Here is a 1829-nt window from a genome sequence, read left to right as displayed (position 1 = left end):
TTTGAATTTCTTTAATTGTTTCATTGGTGGACACCTCCTTTTGTTGGAGTTCAAATCTTATTTTAGGGTGTCCACCTTCTTTCTGAACTTCAACAATAAAGAAAGCTATCTTAGTTTCCGGAGGTTCTGTTTTTAGGAACTCTGAAAGTGAAGCAAGTACTATGAAGAGATTTTTAGTTGAACTTGGTATTCCTGAAGATAAAATTATTGAAGAGAAAAAAAGCAGAAACACTTTAGAAAATGCACTGTTTACAAGGGAAATCTTAGAGACTAAAGGAATAGATAAAATCTGTTTGGTAACATTATTTTTGAAAAAAAAGTGGAACGCTTAAAAACGGGACTATCTGGGACTTGACGGGATATATCGGGACAAGATAACCTTTGTGTTTCAATATCTTAACCTCTTAAGTAAGAATTTGCTATGTTCAGGTGTTCCATTTTTTTTCAAAATGGTGTTCCACATTTTTTCAAAATTTCCCCTAATCACCTTTTAGGTATTCGGCAAGTATGCCCTCTTCTTCAAGGTAATGGAGTATGAGTTCTGATACTTTCTGATTGGGAGTGACTCCCTCTTTTTTACAAGCCTTTCTGAAAATCTCCCATAGTTCAGGATTTATCGTAAGGTGGACATCCTTTTCTTTATTCCTTAAGAGTTTCAAAGCTTTCTGCCAATCTTTCATATAGTTATTGTAAAGAAAATCAAAAACACAATAAATGTTCGTATTAACGTTCATATGATAGAATAAGAAAGTCCCCTTACAAGGGGACTCCTGGGGGTTAGTAGTTCTTTATGAGGAGCTCCGTCCCTCTTGGGCGGCTCCTCACTTTTGAATAAACCGTTACTCCATAACTCGGTTTACTTACTTCTTTGGTGTGCCAATTGAAACCCTTATACAGCTTCTCAACCAGTTCGCAAGGGTAGTAGGAAAGGACAAACTTCCCTTTGATGTTTTTCAGAATTTCCGCAAGGTCTCGGTGGTCTTTTTCCGTAAAACCTATGCGATAGTAGTGTTCTTTCTGAACATAAGGAGGGTCAAGATAGAAAAGAGTATTAGGAGTGTCGTATTTTTCTATGACTTTTCGGAAGTCAAGACACTCTATTTGAACCGTGGAAAGCCTTTTCCTTATCTGGTTGAGCTTTCTTAAGAACGGAAGCCAACGGGTGCTACTTGTTTTTCTATTATTAGCAGAAATATAGTATCCCCAGCTGTTCCTTGTTCCTGAAAAGGACTGAACTACGGTGATGGCATAAAGAAGGGCTTTATCTATGTTGTCCCGAAAATAGCCTGCCTTGAGCTGTTCTATTGCCATTTGGTACTGACGCCGTGAGTGCAAGGTTCTTTTGGCTCTTCTTTTGAATTCTTGGAAATGGTCTCTCAAAACGATAAAGAGGTTAACGAGTAGCTCATCGTTGTCGTTATAGACTTCAACAAGTGAAGGTTCTTTTTTGAACAAAACCCATCCCGCTCCACCGAAAACTTCTACGTAGGTCATGTTCTTGTAGTTTTGCGGGAAGTTGGAAATTATCCACTTCGCTATTTTGCACTTTCCTCCAATATATGCAAACATGCTGTTTTTACCTCCTTTCTTTTTATGATTTAAAAGATTTTTGAAAGTGGAAATGAGACTTTGAAAATGGAAAAAACCGGAGGTGAACGGCAGAAAAGCAAGGGGAGGTCTCCTTAAAGTCTGGTATGGAAATTTTTAAGTATTTCAGTTTTCTCCTTTGAACCCACTGATGAGCCAAAGTAGAATGCGAATATCTGAGTCGATATCGTGGAAAGAACTCCCAATATGTAGATGACTATGTCCTTCTGATTCCCTGTGAA

The 1829-nt window shown here is 37.9% G+C and carries 4 protein-coding genes; 1 reads left to right on the top strand and 3 read right to left on the bottom strand.

Going from position 1 to position 1829, the window contains the following annotated elements; translation table 11 throughout:
• Positions 1-232 (bottom strand): hypothetical protein (locus FN732_RS09785; protein ID WP_246051375.1); only part of this gene is annotated, 232 nt, incomplete at its 3' end.
• Between FN732_RS09785 and FN732_RS09845 the strand changes: the two genes are divergently transcribed.
• The gene (locus tag FN732_RS09845) at positions 162-332 is read left to right on the top strand and encodes a YdcF family protein (RefSeq protein ID WP_425456884.1); all 171 of its coding nucleotides are present in this window, start codon (positions 162-164) and stop codon (positions 330-332) included. The genes FN732_RS09785 and FN732_RS09845 overlap by 71 nt on opposite strands.
• Before the next feature lie 147 nt (positions 333-479).
• Here FN732_RS09845 and FN732_RS09480 read toward each other — a convergent pair whose 3' ends face one another.
• Positions 480-680: a hypothetical protein gene (locus tag FN732_RS09480; RefSeq protein WP_185954317.1), complete on the bottom strand. Its 201-nt coding sequence runs from the start codon at positions 678-680 to the stop codon at positions 480-482.
• A 97-nt stretch (positions 681-777) separates the two neighbouring features.
• Complete coding sequence (locus FN732_RS09475; RefSeq protein ID WP_142936291.1) at positions 778-1569, bottom strand: DNA adenine methylase; 792 nt, start codon at positions 1567-1569, stop codon at positions 778-780.
• Positions 1570-1829: the final 260 nt, after the last annotated feature.

The organism is Balnearium lithotrophicum (assembly GCF_900182585.1).
Classification (GTDB): domain Bacteria; phylum Aquificota; class Aquificia; order Desulfurobacteriales; family Desulfurobacteriaceae; genus Balnearium; species Balnearium lithotrophicum.
The sequence above is the reverse complement of the archived record's forward strand: the minus strand, read 5'-3'. Positions and strand labels throughout refer to the sequence as shown.

Coding starts and splice junctions, on each gene's coding strand:
- FN732_RS09845 (WP_425456884.1), top strand. CDS start 162: ATGAAGAGATTTTTAGTTGAACTTGGTATTCCTGAAGATAAAATTATT.
- FN732_RS09480 (WP_185954317.1), bottom strand. CDS start 680: ATGAAAGATTGGCAGAAAGCTTTGAAACTCTTAAGGAATAAAGAAAAG.
- FN732_RS09475 (WP_142936291.1), bottom strand. CDS start 1,569: ATGTTTGCATATATTGGAGGAAAGTGCAAAATAGCGAAGTGGATAATT.